Raw genomic sequence first — 19,142 nt, 5'->3', positions numbered from 1 at the left:
CGTCACTTATCCAAATGCCACAGGCAATCTGAGATGGGTATCTACTCCCTGCTTTAATTCATACGCCAGTGTTTGGGTGATGTGTTGGGGCTTTTCCTCCCGCTTTCCTACACGGGTGAGGGCATTCAGTACATTGGTAGATCTGAACAGAGGAGCCAACGCATTTACCCCATCTGCAGATGGGATCTCCAGCATGTCTGCCACACCATTACCTAATAAATAGCGCATGTAGGCGTGGATAAATTTCTGACTTACAGGGCTTTCTTTGTTTATGTCATACAAACAGGTTAGCAATGCCTGTGTGAGAGTAACTCCTGCTGCTGAATGACGAAAATGGCGTTTGGCAATTTTTTTATCAAGCCAGTAGGCTTCCTGTAGGTTGTTTGGTAATAGTTGCTGATCAACTCCCAACATGGCTCCAATTACATTCCACAGATATAAAAAATCTTCACCCTCGTCTTTTGTCCACTGAAAACCTAATTTTTGAAGTCCTTGCAGAACAATGTAGGAAAAGGCAAGGTTAGTCCCTGCCATATCTTCCTGGTTGACGGGAGTTCCCCATTGGGCATTCCATTGAGGACTATGGGATGAATAATAACGTGAAATAGCATGAATAAGCCTGACCTGTTGTATCCTTTGGATACCATTTCCTGTAGAGAATGCTTTGGGAGAAGATACATCCAGCAGAAATTGTGCGGTCTCTGCCAGGCGTTGGTAAGTATCCTGATGAATACGTTGTGAAAGCAACAAGACCTGAGCTCCATCTGCAGCAGCATAACAATAAGGCAAGGATAGGCACCCCAAAATAGAAAGAATAGATCGGGCGTTTCTGGCAAAAAAATGTTGCCCACTTTCCAAACGCCTGAGATTAACCCATGAAGGAACAGATTCTGTTTGGTAGAGATAACTTTGTAGTTGGAAAGGTATTTCTGATGAAGATCTTTCTTTGCGCTCAATTATCTTCCAATACAAAGAGAGCTTTTCCCGTTGCCCGGATTGCATCAGGTAGTGAACTACTGTATCTGCAATGGGATCAGCTTTTGTTCGCATTCCTTGTAATAAATGCTCAGAAAAGAAAGCTGTTTTTTCGTTTAGTTGATTCATTGATACAATATTATCTGTTCAATCTGATGTTTTGCCAGATGGACAATCAGCAAAACATCAGGTACCTACTGAATAACAAGAGGATGAATCAAATGGTTTTAATTTAATTCTGAGAGGATGTCTAAATTAGTATCAAAAAAGCTCAATGAACAGATTTGGTAGCCTTTATAAAATAATGTAGACAACCCCTGAGAGATTAGGATAGTTCTATGGGTGATTCCTGATTTGCCTGTTGTGAAAGAGAGGAAGCAACTGTAAACCGGAATACACTTCCTTGAGATACTTTGCTCTCTACCCATATCTCGCCACCATTGCGTTCTACAAAATCCTTGCAAAGAATCAAGCCAAGGCCACTTCCTTTTTCGTTGTGGGTGCCTCGTAATGTAAATAACTCGTTATTAAATAATTTCTGTTGGTTTTCTTCAGATATACCTTTGCCTGTATCCTGAACAGATATTTCAACAAATGGTCCTTTGCATAAGGCATCAATAGTCACAGTTCCTCCTTCTGGAGTAAACTTGATGGCATTAGAGATAAGATTGCGTACCACAAGCTTGATCATCTCTTCATCTGCATAGGCTGTCAATGGCTCTGTGAGTAAGCTTTTCAGTTGAAGCTGTTTTTTCTTTGCCTGAGAACTTAGTAATTCTATTGTTTCATTGACGATACTCTGTAACTCAATCTCTTTAGGTTGCAGAATAGTGCCTTCCATTTGACTTCGAGCCCACGCCAGCAGGTTATTAAACAGGTTTGCAATATAGTTTACATCCTTGCTTACCTCAGGAATCAGTTGCTTGAGATCTTCTTCCGAAACCAGATCGTTTTCAAAGATTTGTAGTAACCCTTTGAGAGCATTAAGCGGAGAGTTCAGATCATGGGCTATAATGGAAATAAGCCGTGCTTTTTCCCGGTTTAATGTTGACAGGTCATTATTGGCTACGAGCAATTCCTGGGTACGTTCTTTTACTCTTCTTTCGAGTGCAACTGCAATTTTGTCTTTCAGCTTTTGATTTTCCTGTAGCTGCCCAATCAGCTTCTCCTGTGCCCGACGTCGCTTACGTTCTTCTTCCTTCATTTTAAATCCGATACTTAATGAAAAAAGAATAAGCTGAATAATAGCTCCTACCTGGAAATAATTGATGTGTACTGTAGTGACATCACTGGCATTGCGGAAAAGAACATCCCATACGCCTCCTAAAAATACAGGTAGTGTACCCAATACCAGCAACCGTGCAAGACGAATTTTACTTGTCCAGAACAGTACCAGTAAGACTACAATATTGGCAAATTGAATAAGATTGAAATATCGGTGAATAAGAAAAATGGTTCCAAGATCTTTAGAGAAAAACAAATATATGGCACCACTAACACCCCAAATAAGATTGGCTGTGATTAACCATTGCATATTCCGATGCTTGCGGGGAAACTTCTTTTTAGTTTCCAGAAAATTACAAATAAAGAGTAAAAGGAAGATGACTACAATCTGTAAGGTGGCCCAGTTGTAATCAAAAATACGGGGAAACTCTCCAAGTAAAATTTCTTTGCCGAGATTGTATACGTTGATATAAAAAATAGAAAGCGAAAGGATATAGAGGCTATAGTAAAGGTATGTGGTACGCTTAAGAATAAAGTACAAGAGAAAATTATACAAAAATAGCACCAGTAATACCCCTTGTGCTATTCCTTCATATAAATTTCTTTCGATAATAAATTCGTTCCAGCTTGTAACAGGTTGTAACAATAAACGCGGTGCAACTCCAATCTTTAATTCGTTCTGATAACGGATATAAAGTGTTGTTTTGCCAGGCCTTAGCTGAATATTAGCTGAGTTTTCTTTGCCTCTGATTTCATCTCGTTCTGAGTTTTTTCGATAGTAACCAGACTTTTTATGTTGTAGCTTTCCATCTGGTTGTTGAATATAAATGTCGATAAAACTTGCCTTCCCTGTATGTAACAACCATTGGCTTGTAACCTCTTCAGTATTGGTGACAGTAACTTTAAGCCAAATGATATCATTCCATCTGGCTTTTCTTAGTATATCAGGAGAAATAGAACGGAAAGGCGTTTTTTGAACTTGTGCAAAAGATAGAGAGGCAGTAGCGTCAACGAATATCTCACTGGATTCTGTCAATGCATACAGGCTATCTGCGCGACCAACACCTACACTTGGGCTAATAACCTCAGAACGAACAGGAAAGCTAAATAACCAAGTGCCACAAGTAATTAAAAATAGTATGGCTGTATACTTCATCTAGAAGTGTTATTTTTCATGCACAATATATGAACTTTAGAGCAATAGTAATAATGCGAGGTAAATCCCTATTTGGCTTCTCCTTTCTGTATTACTTCATAGATCGTTTGTAATACTCCTGTCCGGATATTCAACGAACCAAGCTTATTGTTATTGCGTGTTGGGTAGACACGATTAGACATAAATACATACACAAGCTGGTATTTAGGATCAACCCATACAAATGTACCAGTAAAGCCTGAGTGTCCAAAACTTTCAGCACTAGAAGCAGCGGCGGCACTCAGTCCCGGGCTTTTAGGGTCTGGTTTGTCAAATGCAATGCCCCGACGACTGAAATTTACATCATTGTAACGAGTCCATTCTTTCAATGTTGCCTCATTGATAAAACGCTGACCACCATATTCTCCCATTTGAAGATACATCTGCATCATTTTGGCTACATCGTTGGCTGTACCAAATAATCCGGCATGGCCAGATAGACCATCAAGCATGGCAGCTCCTTCATCGTGAACTGTCCCATGAATTAATGTTTTCCGGAATAGAGAGTCATATTCTGTAGGTACAATCTGATCGATGGGATAATATCTTAGTGGTTTGTAGGTAAGATGTGTAGCACCTATGGGCAGATAGAACGTTTCTTTCAGATAGGTTTCAAAAGGCTTGCCTGTCTGTAACTGAACCAGACGAGGGTATAGGTAATAGGACAAGTCACTGTACACATACTTCTTTTCTTGTAACAAAGGTGAATCATTAATCTCCTTATAAATCTTCTTACAATACTTTCTATTCAGCCACAGATTATCAACAATCTTTACAGGAAATCTTTTTGAGGAGTCTGTACGAAAAAGCTTGTGGTTCCGTTCTCCATCTTCTTTTACTGTCTCTTTCCAGAATGCTATCCAGGCAGTAAGACGTGCCTGATGTGTCAGAATATCTCTGAACTGGATATCCTTTTTGTTGGAATTTCCATACTCTGGCAGATAAGTTGCCAGAGTTTTGTCAAGACCAAATTTACCTTCATCCGACAAACGCATTAATGCAGGAGCCGATGTTGTCACTTTAGTTACCGATGCCAGATCATATAAGTCATCTTCCTGTGTTGGTCGTTGATTGTCGTAAGTGAGGTATCCGTAGGTTTTATGGAATATTATTTTTCCGTTTTTTGCGACTAGTACCTGACATCCTGGAGTTGCTTTCTGTGTGAGAGCAATGTTGGCCATTGAGTCAATTCTTCTTTCCAGCAATTCAGAGTTCATACCCACTTCTTCAGGCATGGTATACTTCAGGCGATGAATTGAATTCATCCCAAGACCACCATTTAAAGGATAAACCGGAGATACTGAAACAGGCATCTTGCCAGACATACTGACTGCACCAAATAGTGCCTGAGCTGCCAGTTCCTGAGCAATTGTATTGTCCTGATAAGTTGTGACTATAGCAGTGGCTTTGCTAAAATCGAACTTAGGTAATGTATAGGCATTACCCAGATGACATATTATTACCTTCTGAGTGATAGATGATAGTTCTGTGAGGGCTTTTTGCATGTTTTCTGTGATACCATAATTTTTGGCTGGTCTTACACTGGGTATATGCACTCCAACAACCACCAGATCAAATTTTGCTAAGGCATCTTTTACTTTTTTTATATCTGCGGCAGTTGCTTGTTTGGAAATCGTAAAGTGTTGTACAGAGGTATACTTTGCCAGCATTCGCTGAAAAGCAGTTGTCTTCTCTGCACCTACTGAAACAGACGCAATCTGTAAAGTGTCCAGCTTTTGTAAAGGAAGGAACGTGTTTTCGTTTTTGAGTAGTGTTAGTGACGCTTCAGTGAGTTGACGGTTTAGTAATTTTGCTTTTGGTGTATTCAAGTCTTTTGACAGATTGGTAAGACTGATAGATTTCCATTTGTCAAGCCCAACCCATGCTTTAGCCGCCAGCACCTTACGGCAACGGGCATCTATTTCTGCCTGAGTTATTTTTTTCTCGCGAATGGCTTTTTTTATTTCTTCTATTGCTTTGGGAACATCCTCTGTAAATTCCAACACATCATTTCCAGCCAGAATGGCTTTTGCATCAGCCACTCCAGGAGTATAATTTTTAGTTACTCCTTTCATGTTCATCGCATCTGTGAATGCCAGACCGGAAAACTTCAGTTCGTTTTTGAGTAGGTTGGAAATAATAGGCTTTGAAAGCGTGGAAGGTTGGTTTTTAGTAGAATCCAGGCTCGGGATACTCAGATGGGCAACCATAATCCCGCCAATACCTGCTTCAATAATTTTACGAAACGGATATAATTCCAGCGAGTCCAGTTGGGTTCTTGATTTTTTGATAAGGGGTAGATCATAATGAGAATCCGCATCTGTATCACCATGTCCGGGAAAATGTTTGGCAGTAGTAAGAATATGATTGTCCTGCATCCCCTTCATATAGGCAATAGATTTGCGGGCTACATTTTCCTTGTTTTCCCCAAATGAACGATAGTTGATAACTGGATTATTAGGATTGTTATTCACATCTACTACCGGGGCAAAATTGACTTGGATACCCATTCGCTTACATTGCAGGGCTACTTCTACACCCATTTTATAAAGCAAACTATCATTCTGGATTGCTCCCAGTGTCATCTGATAAGGATAGCTTATTGTGCTATCAAGTCTCATACCAAGTCCCCACTCTCCATCAATTGCAACTAGTAGTGGTACCTTAGAAATAGACTGATAAAAGTTTGTTTGTTGCACCTGACGTGTAGGGCCACCTTGAAAAAATACCAATCCACCAATTTTTTGTTTTCGTATTAATTCACTAACCGCATCAATGTGTGCCTGATCCCGGTTGGAATAGGCAGCTACCATAATAAGTTGGGCTATACGTTCATCGGGAGTAAGCTTTTGAAAAACAGAATCTACCCAGCGTTGATTATAATCAGAGAATGGCAAGTTTTGCGCATTTGTGACAATGGATACTTGTAATGCTATCGCCACAAATAGAAGAATGGATTTTTTCAAGGTCTATACGAATTTTGTTTCTGGTAAAATTACATTTTTTCAGGATGTAAGGAAGGAAATTTTGGTAAAGAGTAGATTTAGGAGATATATGGTGTGATCTTCTTGGATAACTCAATTTGAAAATACTATATCAGTTCTTTCAAATGAGCGGTTGTTGAAGTGCCAAATTAACCCTGCTTAAGAAACTGTAAAGGTGTTTTCTGTGTGAACCGCTTGAACTCTTTAATAAAATGGTTCTGATCGTAAAACCCATGATTAATAGCTAAACCCATTAAGTCAATACCATTCGTTTCCTGTAGTTCAAAGAGGCAAGGAAGAAAACGTTGTAACCGTATAAATTCTTTTGGTGTGAGTCCTATATATACCAGAAACTTACGTTCGATCCATTTATAGTTCACCTTAAAACGCACTGCTAGTTCACGAAGATTTATTTCGCTCTGATTCGTACAGATATAAGAGATGATTTCTTCAAATAAGCTTGTTGAGACAATATGATCTTTGAGCTGTTCACGTATCCAGTTCTCAATTGCATTTATTTTTTCTGTAATAGTAAATGATTCATTGAGCACAGGTTTGTTCCCCCCAAATAAAGTATCCACATCATGAAATATCTGACCTGCTAATGTTGACAAGGGCTTTCTCAATAGATTATAGAGACCTGTGGCTTTAAAGCGAACTCCTAACATCTGCTGGTTGGGGTATAAAGGCTCAATATAAGTTTTCTCTAAAAAGAATCCACTTAGATAACCTTCTGTTATTGTTGCCAGTGTGTCTGTTGCTGTATGAAATTGAATTGCTGAGGGTTTCTTTACTAAGAATGCCAGAATGGGGATACCATCTGCAAAAGCAAGTTCTTCTTTTTGGGAAGATTTTATGGTATAGAGAAAAAAGTATTCAATAACTGATGTCAGATCAGAGGATGGTGTAAAGGTCTGAAAATAAGAGGAGGATTCTTTTTTTACTATATGTCTGAATAGTTCTACTGGCATAAGCAGCTAATTTTATCATGAACAAGAATAGACATGTAGCAGGTTCATACTGTGATAAATTAGTCAACTGTCTAAAAATTACTATGGGCAATAACTTATACGCTGCAATTTTGTGAAAAAGAATATATGATACTACCTGTTGTGGCATATGGAATGCCTGTTTTACGTAAGAGAGGTGAGTTGATATCTACGGATTATCCAGACCTTCCTCAACTGATTGCCAATATGTGGGAAACTATGGACCATGCTGGGGGAGTTGGATTGGCCGCTCCTCAGGTTAGTGCTTCCTTACGATTATTTGTAATTGATAGTACAAGCGGATTTGCAAAAATGCCTTCAGATAAAAAATTGCCGTTCAGAGATGCACCAGGTATCCGGAAAGTATTTTTAAATCCTGTTATTGAAAAATATAGTAATGAAAATTGGCTAAATGAAGAAGGTTGCCTCAGTATTCCGGATATACATGAAAAGGTATCTCGAAGTCGAAGTATTGTAATGTCCTATCAGGATGAACAGTTTGCATGGCATACTGACACATTTTATGATGAAACAGCCCGTATCATTCAACACGAATATGATCACATTGAAGGCAGGCTGTTTTTGGATACCTTGAGTCCTTTACGAAGAAGACTGCTGGAGGGAAAGTTGAAAAAGATTGGACATCAAAGAATAAGAACCCGATATCCAATGCTTTTTGCAGATTGATTAGATAGTTCTGATTTTGGATAGTTACATTTTTTTGACAACAATACTGATATTGGTGTTTCTTCCTTTATCATCGCTACAGGAGATTTTTACCTCTCCCAAATCTGGCTTAAAAAAGACCCTGTCTGTAGCTTTGGCAGCTTTGTAAAACTTATCATTGATATACCAATAAACCTGTTTTACATCATTATCTACATGACAGGTCAACAACATTTCAGGCGGTTCTGTGGCATCTACCATATACTCACGTCCATCGGCAGGAGTTACGATCTGTGGAGCGCCTGACTGAAATACACGTGTACACGATGGATTGTGTGGGGGAATACGACGATAGGCTACGCTCCATGTGTTGTAAAATGAAACCAGGGCAGGAGGGAGGTTTTCATATAGCTTTTTCTTATAACCGCTTTCAGGAAGACAGGCTGTACAATACGAGAAGCTCTCATCTGCTGATACGGGTACTTCTTTCATGTGTTTGCAGGTCTGTGTATTGGAGATCAGAGGGATATAGTAATCGACCACCTGATGAGTACAATAGTCTCCAGGTAACAACCCTGTTTCTGTACACACCAAACGCAATGGCATATTTTTGGGTGCCAGTAACCGACTTCCGGCAGCATTGTAGTCAATGGTATTAAATAATTGAAATAACAGAGGTGTGGCAATATCTGCTCCTGTGAGTTCTGGCACTCCTTCGGCATTGGCGTTTCCTACCCATACTCCAACTGTATATTTACGGTTATATCCAATACTCCATGCATCTTTACGTCCATACGATGTACCTGTTTTCCAGGCGATAGGTGGTGCATGATAGCTATTTTGATAGCCTGTAGGCAAATCAGGACGTACGGCCTGCATAAGTATTTCGTTGATCATATACGCTGCTTGTCTGGATATCAGCCGAACCGTAGTTTTTTTTTCTCCATCAGAAGACTGAAAACTGGAAATAGGTGTAAATAAGCCTTCATTGGCAAATGAGCTGTACAAGCCAACCAGCTCTTCGAGTGTAGTACCACAACCTCCCAGAATTACAGATAAACCTAACTTGCGTTCATCCCGTGAGATTTGCTCAAAACGGGCAGCCTTAAGTTTATTAACAAAAACAGGGACTGTAATATCTTCCAATACTTTAACCGCTGGAATATTGAGCGAGTTGACTAATGCATTCTCGACTGTAACAGCACCATTGAATTTCTGATCAAAGTTTTCCGGGGAATAGCCTCCAAATTGAGAAGGAACATCCAGTAGCATGGTTTTAGGGGTAATTTTACCTGCTTCAATACCTAAGGCATATACCAGTGGCTTTAATGTGCTACCTGGAGACCGGATTGCCCTGGCATTATCTACTTGTCCGGCATGGTCATTGTCTGTAAAGTCCGGTGAGCCAATGTAGGCTATTATTTCCCGTGTCTTATTATCTGCAACAATTACTGCCAGATTATGAATATTATACTTGCGAATACGTTTGTGATAGTTGTAAGCAAGTTGTTGTACCTTATCCTGAGTGATTCGGTTTAAGGTTGTTTTCAGAATGGCTTGTTCCGGATATTTAGTATGTAACCGATAAGATAGATGAGGTGCTATGTTGGGTAAAGGAGTACGTCGTAACTGTAGAGGCTCATTAATAGCATCATCAATGAGAGTATCACTAAAAATCTCATCCTCCTGAAATCGTTTGAGCCATTTGTCTCGTTCCTGTTTTAATAAAACCGGATTGCGGTTCAGGGAGAGAGAGGTAGGCCGATTAGGAACAATTGCCAGTGTGGTGATCTGAGCAACACTGAGACGATTGGGTAACTGCCCGAAATATAGTAAGGCAGCTGACTTTACCCCTTCTACATTGCCTCCATAGGGAACAAGATTCAGGTACAATTGTAATATCTCATCTTTGGAATAATACCATTCCAGTTGTAATGCCCTGAAAATCTCAATAATTTTATTGCCGTAAGTTCGTTGTTTTGGTTCCAACAGCCGGGCTACCTGCATGGTAATGGTAGAAGCTCCGGATGTCTTTCTTCCTGTAAATATATTGTTAACTACTGCCCGTCCAATTGCCATAACATTAACTCCCGGATGATAATAAAATAGTCGGTCTTCTTTATGAATGATAGCCTTACGCAGTTCTGGAGTAATTTCATTTAATTCTGTTTTCATCCGCCACTTGTCATCATGACTAAGGAAGGCATACAAAACAGATCCGTCTTTGGCAGTAATCAGTTGAGCATACTCCACTTTGGTATGAAGCGGAAAAATAGAATTGAGTATAAGAAAGAGCAGTATAGATGCTACTAATGTAAGACTTATTCGTTTTGTCCAGCGAAACCAGTGTTTGTCGTGGTTGTTTCTGATGAAAGTAATAATGGCATTACCTAACGGGGATTGAGGAATAGAAGGTAGTTGTTTCTTCAGAGAAAATTTCATGTAATAGACAATATGGCAGTGCTGGTATTCAAAATTATATAGAAAAAACGATTTTTCGTTGAGATTAAGATATCCTACTCAATATTCTTTTATACTTTTGCTGGCATAGGACGATTGTCTTCTCTGGATTGACATCTTTGATTTATTTGTAATGTCTGAATCTGTTATCCCTGTAACGCACTTTCTGCTTGTTGGGGCTATCTTGTTTTGTATTGGAATCGCTTTGATAATTACCAAGCGTAATGCCATTGTGGTATTAATGGGAATTGAATTGATTCTCAATTCTGCCAATCTGAATTTTGTAGCGTTTAACCGACAATATCCTGAGAATGTGCAGGGTCAGGTGTTTGCTTTATTTGTCATTGTAGTTGCTGCTGCCGAAGCTGCTGTAGCTCTTGCAATTGTATTGAAAGTATATCAGTATTTTGGCACTGTAAATCTGGATGAAGTAAAAGATTCCAAAAAAGACTGACAACTACTTTATGATATGAGGAAATAATAATTAAATCCGTAATTAAAATTTCATTTGCCTATTAATATCAGATGTTGATTTTTGCTGCTCTTTTTCTTCCCTTAATTGCCTTTTTATGCCTCCTTTTTTTGGGAAAAAAACTACCTCGTCAGGGAGATTGGGTCGCCATTTCAGCTGTTATCGCAAGCTTCGTCTGTTCTGTAATTGCAGTATCAGAAGTCTTTCCTGTTAAAACACTTCATTATGAGGTGAAATGGTTTTCTGTTTTTGTGCATGAATTTAACGTGGGATTATTGTTGGATAAGTATTCAGCAATAATGCTCATCCTGGTGACATTTATATCAGCCTTGGTGCAGATATACTCGACTGCCTATATGAAAGGCGATTCCCGATATAGCCGATATTTTGCTTATCTGAGTTTATTTACCTTTGCCATGTTGGGACTGGTGCTGGCAGATAATCTTTTTTTGTTCTACTTCTTTTGGGAACTGGTTAGTGTAGCTTCCTATCTGCTCATTGGATTCTGGTATGAAAAACCAGATGCGTATCGTGCTTCCCGCAATGCCTTTATTATTAATCGGATTGGAGATACAGGTTTACTCCTGGCCATGATGTTTATCTATCTGCAATTTGGTAGCTCGGATTTTATCCTGCTCACACAGAATGCTGTGTTTCCTGAAAATACCTGGTGGATGACGTTGGTTGGCTATGGGATTTTTTGTGCTGCAGGTACGAAATCCGCTCAGTATCCTATGGCCATCTGGTTACCACGTGCCATGGCTGGTCCCACACCTGTTTCTGCTCTTATCCATGCAGCAACTATGGTGGCTGCAGGAGTTTTTCTAATGATACGAACTTTTCCCTTTTTAGAAGATAATATCCTGAACTTAGCCGCTATCGTTGGAGGTATTACTGCGTTTACAGGTGCATTTGCTGCGTTGTTCCAACAGGACATCAAAAGAGTGCTTGCTTATTCTACTATTTCTCAGCTAGGATATATGATGGCAGCAATTGGTGTTGGTGCACCAGAAGCCGCGTTGTTTCATTTGGTTACTCATGCCTTTTTCAAAGCAGGTCTGTTTTTATGCGCAGGATCTGTTATAGATGCTCTACACAAAGCAGTTCATCATATGCATATCACAGATCCTGATTTTGATGTACAGGATATGCGTAATATGGGAGGTCTACGTAAGCAAATGCCAGTTACCTTTCTTTGTTTTGTAATCTGTTCACTGGCACTTGCCGGCTTGCCATTGACATCCGGGTTTTTATCCAAGGACTTTATTCTGAATCAGATGTTGCTTTGGTCATTTCAGGGAAGTGCACTGGATTGGACTTTAGTTGTTCCTGTTATGGGTTTTCTGGGTGTTTTATGTACAGCATTGTATACAGGTCGACAACTTAAACTGATTTTTGGTGGGCAGCCACGATACTTCGCTTTGTATGATGATCAATTGCGATACATCAATGAGTTTACTGAAGAGTCTCCTGCAGTAATGCGCCGAGTAATAGGAATACTGGCTATTCTTTCGTTTTTTTTCTGGTTTTCCTGGATTCCCTGGGATGCAATGAAAGGATGGTTTTTTGAAGCATATCCAATGGCAGCAGATGAACATACAGCTGGTTTGTGGGAAGAATTTACTCATGCTATAGCTCACAAGTATACATTGATTCTTTCACTGGGACTTGTGACAATCGGGTTGGGTATCGCTTTATGGAGGACAGGACGCCCCAATCGCTTAATTCCTGGATTTGTTCGTAAAGTTTCCTATCACTTTTTTTACACTGAGGCAATCGCACACTTGATATTAGTTCGTACTACATTCCTGGCTAAAAAGATTACATCCTGGATTGATCGTAGTGTTATAGATAGAGCAATTGATATGGGGGGCATATTCACAGTGACATTTGCACATATACTTGGTTGGATTGACCGTACTTTTATAGATGGAGGTGTAAATCTGATTGCTTATATGGCAGGTAAAATAGGAATACTGAGTAAATCAATTGCAGGAAGTCGGATACAAAGTATGTTTACTGCGGCTTTGTTAGGATTATTGCTGATACTCATCTGGGTTGTATTTATTTGATAGATTCAGCTACTTACGAAGCTATTTATTCTGATCTCTAGAGCTTACGTATTCTATCGGCTCTTTGTGTTTAAATACTTCTACATTAAAAAAGACCATAGTACATCAAATTATATTTCTAATTGGAACATATACTTACCATACTCATTTTCCTGCCAGTAGCAGGCTCTTTGGGAATACTTGCTTTGCCTGGTGGAAAAAACTATTTGTATCGATGGATTACACTCATCATCAGTACAATTAATCTTGGACTGTCAGTTTGGGTATATTTAAATTTTAATCCTGATCTATCTGGTATCTCTAATGAGAAAGCCATGCAGTTTGTGGAGAAAGCAGACTGGATTACGATAGCTGTTGGGGATATAAATAAAATCGCCATTCAGTATTTTGTAGGATTGGATGGCTTGAATATGCCAATGGTTCTACTTTCTGCACTGGTGTTATTTATTGGATCTATATCTGCCTGGAATATCGAATATAAGGCAAAGGGATTTCATTCACTTTTTTTATTGCTTTCTGGTAGTATAATCGGATGTTTTGCTGCTTTGGATTTCTTTTTATTCTTCCTGTTCTTTGAATTTATGTTGCTTCCTATGTATTTCCTGATCGGGATTTGGGGAGGCAAACGTAGAGAGTATGCATCTATTAAATTTTTTATTTACACATTGGTCGGGTCGGTATGTATTCTGTTAGTTATGATTATGCTGGCTTTCTCTGTGCAGTATCCAAAAGATACCTATACATTTAATTTGCTTGCACTTGCTGATCGGGCCAACTTTATTCCTGATTCTTTGCTAAACTGGCAAAATTCCCGCTGGCTGATTAATATGCCCGCACGTCGCTGGGCATTTTTGTTATTGCTAACAGGTTTTGCCATAAAATTACCAGCTGTACCTGTACATACATGGTTGCCTGATGCACACGTGGAAGCCCCAACACCTATCTCTGTAATTCTGGCTGGTATTTTGTTAAAGATTGGTGGATATGGATTACTACGCATCGGAATCTCAATTTTCCCGGATAGTGGATGGATCTATTCAGATTGGATGGCAATTTTGGGTGGGATCTCTATCGTGTACGGGGCTTTAAATGCTATGGCTTCACACGATTTGAAGCGTATGGTTGCCTATTCTTCTGTAAGTCATATGGGATTTGTGCTCATTGGAATTGCTTCGATGACAAGTGAAGGGATTAATGGAGCTATGTATCAATTGTTTAGCCATGGTATTCTGTCTGCTATGTTATTTTTACTGGTGGGTGTGTTACAGGATAGAACACATGACAAAACCATTGAAAACTATCGTGGGTTGGCAACCAAGATGCCTGTTTATACAGGAATGACCATTGTAGCATTTTTTGCTTCATTGGGATTACCAGGTTTTTCCGGATTTGTTGGAGAGTTTTTTACAATTATGAGCACATTTGGCACAGATATCATCCCGCGTTGGGTAATACTGGCGGCTGTAGCTGGACTTGTATTAGGTGCTGCATATTTCCTATGGACGTTGCAACGGATGTTTTTCGGAAAATACTGGTCCAAAGGAGGAGAAGAATGGGCTGTTTTGTTAACAGATCTGAATTTGCGGGAGAAAACAATGTTGATTATACTGGCTCTATTGGCGTTAGCATTCGGAATTTTCCCTAATCTCTTATTTACTCCTATGTCTAAAACGATTATGACATTAGTAGACATGATTCAAAAGTCTTGAGTTATCTCAAGACTTTTGTTCTATAGTTTACTTAAGAGAGGTTGAAAGTTTTATAAAATAGATAGTTCCCCGATCCGTTTTATTGGTAGCAGGCAGAACCTTTGCCATATAGTTATTAGGCGTATTGGTATCATTAAGAATTCCAAAATCGTCATCATTGGCAACTGCAATCATATTGTTGTCTATAATTGTTAATCCTTCTGGCTTATCGTGTGGATAGCCTGGAATTGCCTGAAGAAGATCTACTACCAGGGTTTTGGTCACAGGAGTGATGGAATTACTTTGTAGTTCGGCATCAGTTAACTGTTCAAGTGTCTTTCCTCCATATAGCTTACCATTAGCTCCATTTGTAGCATCTGATACATCTGTGGCACTACTAACATCTATCTTATACACTCGTTTATATACAGCAGGGCTTTTGCTATCCTGAGGAAAATCCCCATCGCGTTCCAATACCAGAAAGGTTGTATTGGTAATCGCTACAATATCACAATTGGACAATCCATTGGCATCCTGTAAGTATACATACTGTTTGGTTGCTGCTGTAGCTATATCAAAGAAAACAATACGAGTTAGCTTCTTATTAACAATTGCAGCACTGGATGGATTATACATAGTTGATTGCATAATACCTACAAGAGTCTTGTTGTCAGGAGTTATTGCTAAGCCTTCCATGCCGCGATTTGCTCGACGGGTTGCAAAAACTGCAGGAAGCTTACGTCCACCTGTACCTGTACCAAACGGATTAATACGTTCAATCGTTTGCCCATTTTGTGAGAAATGGGTAATGTGTGGGCCGTATTCGTCACTTATCCAGAAAGTTCCATCTGCTGCTGCAACCAACCCTTCAGAGTCAATTCCTTCGATGTCATTATCCAACAGGTTACCATTTGTATCATACGCACCTTCACCCGTAGCCCCATAGCCTGGAGGATTGGGTAAGCCGGTGAGTTTTACACCTGTACTGGTTTTAAGTTCAATAGTACTTTCCAAAACCAGTGAGTCATTCTTTAAAGTAAACTTACCGATCAGCGGTGTAAAATCAGGCTTGGCAAAGATTTTGGAATCTTTTAGTGTACCATCTACATTAGGTCCGCGGTCTGTAAGCAAATAAAAGCTTCCGGTTGAGTTAGGAACAACTGCTAATCCGGAGCCGAATCCCCCATTGTAGACTTTTACACCAGCTGTATTAGTTGCCAGAATTTTGGGTGATGCCTGAAGTGCAGAATCCGGATACGTAAATGGAGCAGGATTATCACTCTGACAAGAAAGGAGTAAAAGGAAAAGACTGGCAATCGATAGACCAGGTAGTTTGTGTTTCATAAAGAAAAATGGTTTGAATCATATGGTCCGGCAAAGAAACAAACCAAATATTATCTGGAGATTACGGGAAAATTATCGAATACTATAATTGTATTCTTTAGAAAAGTTTATTTTGAGGATGAGCTCTGTCTGAATCAGAGTATGGAAAGAGGAAATTTTTGAGAAAAACTATAATATATATTTGAAAAGTTGATTTGTATTTAAGTAATTGCAGGATTCTTGATAAGAAAGAATACATTCTAACGTTTAGAATTTTATCTTTGTAAGCCCATAATTGTTATTCTCATACATTAAATCTTTTTAGGGTTCAATCAGAAAACCGAAACGTAATTGAGTTATTGAAGGGTAAGCACTAAACCAGATACCTGCAAACAGTATATAATCCATGTTAAATCTTGTACTTTTCGGCCCGCCGGGAGCGGGTAAAGGCACTCAATCGGCCAAACTGATTGAAAAATACCAGCTGGTTCATATTTCTACCGGCGATCTGTTTCGTATGCATATCAAGGAAGAAACTGCATTGGGTAAACAGGTAAAACAGATTCTGGCAGATGGACTTCTGGTACCAGATCAGGTAACTATTGATATGCTGGAAGAGGAAGTACAAAAAAATCCTCAGGCAAAAGGGTTTATCTTTGATGGTTTCCCACGTACAGTAGCACAAGCACAGGCACTGGATGATTTCCTGGCTGGTAAAGGAGAAAGTATTAACCTGGTAATTAAACTGGATGTAACAGAAGACGAGATTAAGGAACGTATTGCTGAACGCCAGAAAATAAGTGGACGTGTGGATGATGAAGCAGAAAAGCTGTTGAAGCGCATAGATGAATATTTCACAAAGACAATTCATGTTTTGCCATACTATGAAGGACAGGGTAAAGTATCTGTGGTGAATGGTATTGGTAATATTGAGACTATATTCCAGAATTTGTGTCAGGAAATAGATGCAGTAATTGCTTCTTAAGGTATATAAAGACACTGCTTAAACGATTTATTTTAAAAGCCCATAAAAGAACACTACTTTTGTGGGCTTTTTTGTTTAGAAGCGGATTCTGGTTGAGGAAATTATAAAAACGAAAATTAAGTCATGTCATCTAACTTTATAGATTACGTAAAAATACACATGAAGTCTGGTTCCGGTGGAGCAGGCTCAATGCACTTCCGTCGTGAGAAACATGTTGAAATGGGTGGACCGGATGGTGGTGATGGAGGAAGAGGAGGACATATTATTTTGAGAGGAAACTCGCAGTTATGGACACTTCTCCATCTTAAGTACCGCAAACATGTTATGGCAGAAGGTGGGAAACCTGGCGAAGGAAATCGTCGTACAGGTGCTCAGGGAAAGGATGAAATATTGGAAGTACCGATTGGAACAGTTGCCAAGCTGGCTGAAACAGATGAAATAATAGGGGAGATTACACACGATAAACAAGAGCTGCTAATATTTCCAGGTGGTAAAGGAGGTTTAGGTAATGACCATTTTAAAACTCCAACTAATCAGGCTCCCCGAAAAGCCCAGCCAGGTGAACCAAGTAAAGCAGATTGGGTTATTCTGGAACTTAAACTTCTGGCAGATGTAGGATTGGTAGGTTTTCCTAATGCGGGCAAGTCAACTTTGCTGGCTTCTGTTTCTGCCGCCAAACCTGAAATTGCAGATTATCCTTTTACTACCCTGGTGCCTAATCTTGGGGTTGTGGCGTATCGAGGAGACCAGTCATTTGTAATGGCTGATATTCCGGGAATCATTGAAGGCGCTGCTGAGGGACGAGGGCTAGGATTGCGATTTCTGCGGCATATCGAACGGAACTCAAGCTTGTTGTTTCTGATTGCTGCTACTACAGAACATGCAGGAAAAGAGTATAAGATTCTGCTCAATGAATTGGAAGAATATAATCCTGAATTACTGGATAAGAAACGGATTATTGTTCTTTCCAAGTGTGATCTGATTGATGAGAAAGAAAAGAAAAAATTACTGAAACAGCTACCAGCTGATATTCCGCATGTGGCTATTTCATCAGCAACAGGGTTGGGTATTCAGGAGATGAAAGATATGATATGGACAGCGTTACATTAATTGATTAGTTTATTTGACAGGAGTATAATAAAACAAAACGCCTTTACTGATACAAGTTAGTAAAGGCGTTTTGTTTTACAATAACTATGTCATTTGTCTTCAACCATGCCTTCCAGTTCTGAAACAACTGATGTCGAAAACCATCCTACCGGTTTTTTACTGGCATCTGTTTTATTTGTAAAGTTAGTTCGAAGGTTTTCTGGTGGACGGGCAAATAACCCTCCATTATTGATCTGAGCCTCTGCCTGAGAGAAAAACTCAATAGTCTCTTGGGTAATAGACCATATCTCAACCCTGACTTTATCCCCAAGTTGGAAAGGATCATCCCCATCTGTAATTGCTTTGCTTATTGGTTCAATAAATGCAAGGCTATCTGTAGTGCCTTCTATATCGTCTGTACCTCCAATAGCATTAGTGGCGTAGGTGAGAAGTTTAGTCTGATACTGATTATTCTTAAAAGATTTAATCCAATAATAATCCTTCTGGCCTGCTAGGTCATAACCATAGAATCGTGCATAATACCCTGCTTTATCATCTCCAGATTCTTTCTCATATTTTACTGTGATTGAATCAATCTTTGTAGTGCGGTTAAGATGGCTGGATGCTTGATACTCATTATTATCATAGCGAACAGTAAGTAGAAATACATCACCTACTTTCCCTATACTATCATTTCTTGCGGGTGTCCAGGTATATTGACCATTAGTTTGCGTATCTGTAAAAATAAACTCTCTTCCAGTTGTCTCATTTTTCAACACAATTTCTGCTCCACTTATAGTAGGCGCATCACCTTCTTCAAAATAAGGGACGGTTTTAGTTAATCTAATAGTTTGTGCTTTGGAAGTATTACTAATGAATGCATCAATTACCAGTTGAGATTCGGCAGGTGCTACATCGATCTGTATTACATCCTCACAAGAGGATAAAAGACAAGTAGTTAGAAGCCCAATTATAAACAAAGATATATATTTCATAGAGTGTTAATTTGTTATTGAGTAA

The 19,142-nt window shown here is 39.3% G+C and carries 13 protein-coding genes; 6 read left to right on the top strand and 7 right to left on the bottom strand.

All coding sequences use genetic code 11. The features are described 5' to 3' along the window. Positions 1 to 6: 6 nt before the first annotated feature. The 4 genes from QNI15_RS11240 to QNI15_RS11225 all read right to left on the bottom strand — a co-directional run bounded on the left by QNI15_RS11240 (position 7) and on the right by QNI15_RS11225 (position 7,349). Positions 7 to 1,104: an oxygenase MpaB family protein gene (locus tag QNI15_RS11240; protein WP_314031817.1), complete on the bottom strand. Its 1,098-nt coding sequence runs from the start codon at positions 1,102 to 1,104 to the stop codon at positions 7 to 9. Between the two features lie 196 nt (positions 1,105 to 1,300). Next, the gene (locus QNI15_RS11235; RefSeq protein WP_314031815.1) at positions 1,301 to 3,355 is read right to left on the bottom strand and encodes a sensor histidine kinase; all 2,055 of its coding nucleotides are present in this window, start codon (positions 3,353 to 3,355) and stop codon (positions 1,301 to 1,303) included. A 68-nt stretch (positions 3,356 to 3,423) separates the two neighbouring features. Beyond that, positions 3,424 to 6,360 carry a glycoside hydrolase family 3 N-terminal domain-containing protein gene (locus QNI15_RS11230; RefSeq protein ID WP_314031814.1) on the bottom strand — a complete coding sequence of 979 codons (2,937 nt, stop codon included), beginning with the start codon at positions 6,358 to 6,360 and terminating at the stop codon, positions 3,424 to 3,426. Between the two features lie 167 nt (positions 6,361 to 6,527). Then, entirely contained in the window at positions 6,528 to 7,349 is an 822-nt protein-coding gene (locus QNI15_RS11225) for a helix-turn-helix domain-containing protein (protein WP_313995414.1), read from the bottom strand. Between the two features lie 126 nt (positions 7,350 to 7,475). On the opposite strand from QNI15_RS11225, the gene def reads away from it, so the two are divergent. Then, entirely contained in the window at positions 7,476 to 8,054 is a 579-nt protein-coding gene (gene def / locus QNI15_RS11220; RefSeq protein ID WP_314031813.1) for a peptide deformylase, read from the top strand. Positions 8,055 to 8,078: 24 nt separating this feature from the next. On the opposite strand, the gene pbpC is transcribed toward def, so the two are convergent. Then, complete coding sequence (gene pbpC / locus QNI15_RS11215) at positions 8,079 to 10,475, bottom strand: penicillin-binding protein 1C (RefSeq protein WP_314031812.1); 2,397 nt, start codon at positions 10,473 to 10,475, stop codon at positions 8,079 to 8,081. Between the two features lie 151 nt (positions 10,476 to 10,626). Between pbpC and nuoK the strand changes: the two genes are divergently transcribed. The 3 genes from nuoK to QNI15_RS11200 all read left to right on the top strand — a co-directional run bounded on the left by nuoK (position 10,627) and on the right by QNI15_RS11200 (position 14,746). Then, a complete protein-coding gene (gene nuoK / locus QNI15_RS11210) occupies positions 10,627 to 10,947 on the top strand; it encodes an NADH-quinone oxidoreductase subunit NuoK (protein WP_313995409.1) in 321 nt (106 codons plus the stop codon). A gap of 71 nt (positions 10,948 to 11,018) precedes the next feature. Further along, on the top strand, positions 11,019 to 13,037 hold the full coding sequence (locus tag QNI15_RS11205) for an NADH-quinone oxidoreductase subunit 5 family protein (protein ID WP_314031811.1): 2,019 nt from the start codon (positions 11,019 to 11,021) through the stop codon (positions 13,035 to 13,037). A gap of 122 nt (positions 13,038 to 13,159) precedes the next feature. Continuing rightward, positions 13,160 to 14,746, top strand: coding sequence for a complex I subunit 4 family protein (locus QNI15_RS11200; protein ID WP_314031810.1), 1,587 nt, complete (start codon positions 13,160 to 13,162; stop codon positions 14,744 to 14,746). Positions 14,747 to 14,773: 27 nt separating this feature from the next. On the opposite strand, the gene QNI15_RS11195 is transcribed toward QNI15_RS11200, so the two are convergent. Next, the gene (locus QNI15_RS11195) at positions 14,774 to 16,069 is read right to left on the bottom strand and encodes an esterase-like activity of phytase family protein (RefSeq protein ID WP_314031809.1); all 1,296 of its coding nucleotides are present in this window, start codon (positions 16,067 to 16,069) and stop codon (positions 14,774 to 14,776) included. A gap of 385 nt (positions 16,070 to 16,454) precedes the next feature. On the opposite strand from QNI15_RS11195, the gene QNI15_RS11190 reads away from it, so the two are divergent. After that, entirely contained in the window at positions 16,455 to 17,033 is a 579-nt protein-coding gene (locus QNI15_RS11190; RefSeq protein WP_313995400.1) for an adenylate kinase, read from the top strand. A 123-nt stretch (positions 17,034 to 17,156) separates the two neighbouring features. After that, positions 17,157 to 18,143 carry a GTPase ObgE gene (gene obgE / locus QNI15_RS11185; protein ID WP_313995398.1) on the top strand — a complete coding sequence of 329 codons (987 nt, stop codon included), beginning with the start codon at positions 17,157 to 17,159 and terminating at the stop codon, positions 18,141 to 18,143. 89 nt (positions 18,144 to 18,232) lie between these two features. On the opposite strand, the gene QNI15_RS11180 is transcribed toward obgE, so the two are convergent. Continuing rightward, positions 18,233 to 19,117: a DUF4249 domain-containing protein gene (locus QNI15_RS11180; protein WP_313995396.1), complete on the bottom strand. Its 885-nt coding sequence runs from the start codon at positions 19,115 to 19,117 to the stop codon at positions 18,233 to 18,235. Positions 19,118 to 19,142: the final 25 nt, after the last annotated feature.

This window comes from Xanthocytophaga flava, from assembly GCF_030068545.1.
GTDB classification, from domain to species: domain Bacteria; phylum Bacteroidota; class Bacteroidia; order Cytophagales; family 172606-1; genus Xanthocytophaga; species Xanthocytophaga flava.
The sequence above is the reverse complement of the archived record's forward strand: the minus strand, read 5'-3'. Positions and strand labels throughout refer to the sequence as shown.